This is a genomic window from Peterkaempfera griseoplana (genome assembly GCF_001418575.1).
Taxonomy (GTDB): Bacteria; Actinomycetota; Actinomycetes; order Streptomycetales; family Streptomycetaceae; genus Peterkaempfera; species Peterkaempfera griseoplana.
In genome coordinates, this window is sequence record NZ_LIQR01000134.1 from 24,796 (window position 1) to 30,795 (window position 6,000).

General features: G+C 59.6%; 3 protein-coding genes and 1 pseudogene. 1 reads left to right on the plus strand and 3 read right to left on the minus strand.

All coding sequences use genetic code 11. The features are described from left to right. Positions 1–507: 507 nt before the first annotated feature. Positions 508–1,059, minus strand: coding sequence for a histidine phosphatase family protein (locus tag AOK09_RS11365; protein ID WP_157875859.1), 552 nt, complete (start codon positions 1,057–1,059; stop codon positions 508–510). Between the two features lie 28 nt (positions 1,060–1,087). Next, entirely contained in the window at positions 1,088–3,289 is a 2,202-nt protein-coding gene (locus AOK09_RS11370; protein ID WP_169797016.1) for a PEP/pyruvate-binding domain-containing protein, read from the minus strand. Positions 3,290–4,390: 1,101 nt separating this feature from the next. Here AOK09_RS11370 and AOK09_RS38975 point away from each other — a divergent pair. Beyond that, positions 4,391–4,507: pseudogene (locus tag AOK09_RS38975) on the plus strand (IS5/IS1182 family transposase); the annotation flags it as partial. A 346-nt stretch (positions 4,508–4,853) separates the two neighbouring features. On the opposite strand, the gene AOK09_RS41975 reads toward AOK09_RS38975, so the two are convergent. After that, a complete protein-coding gene (locus AOK09_RS41975) occupies positions 4,854–5,099 on the minus strand; it encodes a reverse transcriptase domain-containing protein (protein WP_063795925.1) in 246 nt (81 codons plus the stop codon). Positions 5,100–6,000 lie beyond the last annotated feature (901 nt).

Sequence of the window (6,000 nt, forward strand, 5' to 3'; positions counted from 1 at the left end):
CGGAGCACGGGGAGCACAGTTGCACGCGGCGGTCTGTGAGCCGGGCCCGCTGTGCCCTTGTCCACCTGCGCGAACACGACACCCTGGCTCAGCTCGCCGTCGGCTGCCGCGTCAGCGTCGCGACGACGTGACGCTACGCGGACCACACCATCGGGGTTCCTCGCCACACACGCGCTCGACATCCACGAGGTACAGACACGCCACCAGGCGGACGAGGAGGCATTGCCGCTGAACGGGGCGGCCCGCCGCGAGGGCGTGGACCTACAGGTCATGGCGAACATGGAGGGCCGGCTGCTGTGGCTGTCTCCGGCATTGTCCGGCGGCGCGCCACGACGCGAGGGCCACTCGCCAGCACGAAATCCCGGCCGCGCCGGAGGCCGCCGGCCCCCAAGGCCCCGGCGAAGAGGACGTGGGCGTGAGCGACGTGCTGGCCACTCCCGCTCACTCTCACGGTGTACACGTGAAAGAGGCTCCCGGTAGCCGCGGCCATCACGAATCGCCCCGCGATCACTCATAAGTGAACGGGCCACTGATATTTGCGTTCTCGGTGATGGCCTGCTCCAGACTGACTCCACGACAGACATGCGCAAAGATGGCAGGACTCAAGCGCCATCCGATAGTGATGATCGTGTGCTCGGAATGCTGCTTTGACTTCTCGTCCAGGAACTCGCGAACTCTTTGTGCGAAGTCTCGGAAGGACTCGCCTTGGGGAAAGGGTTCGTCGATGAAGTTGAGGTAGTCTCGCTTGCCCAGATCAAACTTCATGCCAGTGTACTGTGGACCATTATCGATCTGACGAAGACGTTCATCAATGATGATCGGGATGGGCGTGTCGCCGAACAGAAGCTCGCAGGTTTCTTTCTGACGTGGCATCGATGACGTGTACGCAGCCGCGGATGTCCCGCTCTTCGCGACCAAGTCGCTCACCAGACGAACCAGGCCCCGGGTCTGGCTCTTGAAGAGGGGGCGGAGTGACGGATCCACCGGGTCGTCCGACGTTCCCAGGATGATCCCTTTTCGGGCGGCAGGCACATGATGGATTGCATGTATGGTCAACACGAATCGCACCTACCTGTTTTCGAACCTTCTAGTATGGCCTGACCTGGAATATGTAGATCGTTTCATTCCTTATCCCCCATTCAATCTGCACCCTGCGGGAGAATTGGTTCTCCAGGTCCACTGCGATCTTCATCAATGATTTGAACAACCCCGCGAGAGGCTCGGTGATGATGGCCGGATACGCGCAGTAACTCTCGCTGTCGTCGATGATGTCGACTTTCCTGATGTATGAAATCAGAGGAGTGACGTCCCCCTGCATCAGGTGGCACAGATCGCCGACCACATACTCGAGCAGCATGTAATCATAACCATTGAACGAGTTAGACGTCAGAATTACGCCGGACACGTCTGCCGAAATCATTTCCTGCACTATGGCAGACATGTCTCCTTCCGCCTTGCCGTACTTGTCTATCGAATTCGCTTGCTGTGAGCGGTATACAGATCTAGCCAATTCTATGACATTATCGGAATCGCTGACATCAACATCGACATAGCTTTCGAACAGACCTGCATAGGAGCCCGTACTGCTGTCTTCGCTCTCGTGAGACGATCGGATGACGATCCGATCACACTTCATGGAGGCAAGTCTCTCAAGAATGACTTGCCGAACATCTTCGTCATCAATATTTCTCAGCGCATGACTGGTTATGACAAAACCTTCAGCGATTCTTGCAGACTTGTTTATCTTCATAAGATTCGCTGCCTTAGCGCCTATTTCTCTGGTTGCATACCCACTTTCTTCATCCAAGTTGACGACGATTTTATTCGCTGCCGACTCCGACAGGCTGACGTCGTCCAGCCTCCTTATGGTTCCACGATCGAAATCAATTTCGATATGATCGTTCGTTTCCAAGGAATCCAGCAGGCCGGGTACATTGATCATGCTGCTGATGCCAAGCTCACGGCACAACACCGAAGCATGAGAGGTATATCCGCCGTACTGGGTCACCAATGCACCGAACTTCCTCAGTTTGGGTACCAGGTACGGCCGAAGGACGTTCGTGATAACGGCAACGTCTTCTTTTGCCTCGGTTGCCTCTATGAACTCGTCAAAACTGTTCAGGCCCTCCTCGTGTTGCTCGACCTTCTTGACCCTGTACTTTTTCGACCCGGCACCAATGAGGACGTCTCCGGACAGCTCGTTCCGTGAAGAGTCTCGCCCGCTTTCAATCTCGATGCCTTGCGGAACCACTCCCGAGAAGCTGATGGCACCTTCCGCTAGCTCAAATATCACAAGCTTCTGTCGCCTAGAAATCTCCGCATCCGAGACTCTTCTCCCATAGCGAATGAAGTCGGCAATCTCATCTATCAGCATGTAGTCGAACTGCTGCTTGCCGATCTCCTTGATGAGCCCGTTCAGGAAACGACTCCTCGTCGTGACCTTGAACTTCTGGAACTCCTCCCGCATGAGAATCTTCAAATACGAAAGTTCACAGGTATGCCTGATGAGCAGCCTTGTCTCCTCACTCAGGTTTATTGCGGAAGCAGTCCTCTCGCTCCACGCTTCCGCGTGGCTGTACCTGAAATGAAGATTATCCAGGAAGGCTTTTTCCAACTGCACGCTAGTCGGAGTCTGCTGAGAAAGATGATCTTTGACCTCGGTCGGCGTGATGCCGTTCGGGCTCCCAGACGAGATGGTTGTCGATCGGTACTTCTCGACAAACCTCTCTATCTCCTCATCCACGCTCTGGCCGCTCAGGTGCTGCTGAGACATGGCCAACATGTCAACCGTCTGCAGATGGGTCAGCAGCTCGTTGTTGTTGGTGGCGAACAGGGAGTCCTTTATCGCCTTGGCCGCAAAGCGGGTATCGGGCGGAAGCTCCGAATCCACCAAATCGAAGACATTCGCGTAAAACGTATCGGTTATGACCGAGTTGTAGTATGCGATGTACTCGCACAGCAAATTGCAGTACAGCTCAAACTGCTCAGACAATGCCAGGCCGGCGAATGCTTCATCCGAATTCCGCATCCGTTCCAGGACGTCGTATATTCCTGAAATGCACCGCTTGTACGTGTCCTCGTCCAGCAAAAACCTGACGATGCCCTCTCTGACGCGGGCCAGCCCTGCTGCTTCGAAGTACGCCTTGTAATATCTGTTCGTCCCTATTGACAGATAGTAGTCAATGTCCAGCCGCGCCATGGAGCCGTGATATTTGTGCAAGGCTCTCACGTTGCTTTCTTCTATCATGAGAGCCCAGCTACCTTCATCCAGAAGGTTGAGTTTCTTCATGGACATTTAAACATTCCCCTTGGCGTCGATCAAGATCCCGGGATCGAGAGGGCGGTCGCAGACGAAGTGCCTGCGCGCTCCTTCGGTCACGTCGGTGGCGAGGGGCCACCGTGGGCCAGTGTTCTCTTGTAGTCGATGAGTTCGCGGGTGAACCATGGCAAGCTGCGCCATGCGTGCACTCGGGGGCGCCGGACCTGGCCATAGTCAACAACCCGCGGGGCGCCGCGGCTGCGAATATCTGAGCTTGACGACTTGGTAAGCGCGGACCATTCCTTGGTGGGCCTGGACGAGAACAGTTCCGTCTGCATGGTGCGACCCAGACGAACGCATCAAAATCTTCAGGCAGGGCCGCGACGTGAAGCGTCTCGCCCGCTTCGTTGACTGCCGGCAGCACGAGCTGCATTGTTGTCGCACTTGTCTGCGTCGAGCGAGCGCCGAGGTGGATTCTCTCCCGGTTCCTAAGCGAGAACCCGCAGCCTGGTTGAGCATCGGCCGGTCACGACGTCCTCGGCTCCGTCACCTGCCGAGAAATCAGGGTTGACTTCCCCGCTCGGTGGACCACCGTCGGCAAAGTGAGCAGTCTGCGCGTACACATCACGACGAATATGCCCCCGGGATGCTGTCCGCTCCACAATCCTCCCTCATGGTGTATTTAGCAGGCGTATCAGACATCTGTTATTGCCGCACCGGCGGCAACGGTACTGCGCGCTTCGCTGCGCCGATTGCCGCCCAGTGAATCGCCCATCTCCTACGACTCCGACCCTGGATACGACCGGCCTGAACGATCCGCGGGCCGGCGCCGAACGCTCATGCATCGTTCGCGGGCGACCCGCCCTCGCGTCTCAGCATCTGGAACGCTCGTCCCAGTGGTTGGCGAATCGATCATCAAGCCATCACTCGGAGTTTGTCAAGAAGCCATACGAATGCAAGCTCACTGCCCCCGTGACGAGTTGACGCCCCCTTATCTATTTACGACTGCAACTGACCCGGATGTCCGATTTGGTCGATAACGGGCTCTCCGGCCCATGTGTGCTCTGATCCGCACAATCGAGTCAATAGACGATTACTCGGCATGTTTGCGTGAACTCGGATGCGCACTCCCGAAGCAAGGCCACCCTCAAGAGCTGGCGACCCCCGCGAAGGCTCCGCTGCAGCACCGCGCGCATCACCGACATCGTCAAGGCCGCGCTCGCACTTCAGCTCGCCACGTCACGCTAGGTCCTCCACGATCGCTCCCACACGCAACGGCATCCTGCGCCGGGCAGTGATCTCCCGGATCCGGTCGCAGGCGTGCAGCATTGCCCTGCACGAAGGCCAGCGGGCAAGGTGGTCGTCGGGGTGGCAAACCAAGTCCCCGTCATACTCGTCCCACGCCCGGTCCAACCGGTGCGGGTAGACCTTGTGCAACAGCGGCGAAGTCACGCCGCCCTGCAGGGTCCCGGTCACCGGCCGCCGCACCTGGCCCGTCCTCCAGCACCCCGGCACCCCGCGCAGGAACTCGAGAACGGACTGGTCGATAGATGCGTTCCTCGACCGCGTGCATCGACCCCTCATGCGTAATCGCCTAAAAGCAGTCGGCGATGTCCGTCTCCACCACCCACCGCCGTCCCCGCCCGTGCTCGTCGACGAGCACCTGCAGGGCGTCGTGTGCTGCCCTCCTCGGGCGGAACCCGAAACTGCACGGCGGCACGTCGGCCTCCGAGATCCGCGAGAGCACGATCTTGAGCACGGCCTGCACTATCCGGTCGCGTACCGCAAAGACGGACAACGGCCTTCGCTCCTCCCCCGCACCCGGCTCCGGGATGAACACCCGCCGGGCGGGACGAGGGCGATACCGGCCCTCCCGCAGTTCGCCGGCCAGCTCGCCCAGGAGGCGGTCGATGCCGTACTCCTCAGCTTCGGCTGAATGTACGACGCCGCAGGCTGCGCATGATGGTAAGGACCATATCGTCGCTCCCCCTTACCAGCCGGCTGCGGTAGCTGCTCTCCCCGGCATGTCTGACGATGCGCAGGTGGGTGTGCTGCCGACGCTCCGGTCTCGTAGTTGCCGAGCAGAGGTTGTCGCGATTGCCCCGGCGGTGACGAGTACTGCGCCAGGTCTGGGCTCTCCTGGCGCAGGATCCGGACCGGACCGCGCATCGCGCGTTGAGCGAAAGGCGGCGGTCGACACGTGTCTCCGTCGTGCCCGGGTGGTCCGCCGGTAGTCAGCGGTGCCCGATTGGGACCGACGCCGTCGACGAGTTCAAGGCCTGCATGATCTGGGCCATGCCCTCTTCGCATGCGATCTCGCGGTACGGGGTCAGCCGCCGTCGCGACGTGTACCCCGAGCTTCCCGTCGACACTCTGGGCCTGCCTCCCACCGCTTCGGGCCGCCTGTCGGCCACCCTCTGCCAGAGCGCCGCCGGAACATCAGTGACACCCTGCTCCGGCACCCCGTCGTCCCGCAGGCCGATCCACGGTCGGAGATCGAATCGAGCTCATACTCCCGCGCCACCTGGTAATGATCTACGCCCTCGACGGTGTGGATCCTCGACGTCAGCGGCTGCGTTGAGCTGTCGCTTGATGCTGTCGGCCGCAGCCACGCGGAGTAGGCGAGGAGGGCACTTACCTGGCTGTTCTCGATTTCCTCTCGGCATGCCGGTGTACTGCCGTCGCCCTCCTGTGGAGGGGCTCCTTCTACTGGAAGCCCGTCTCGCCGACGCCACCACGCT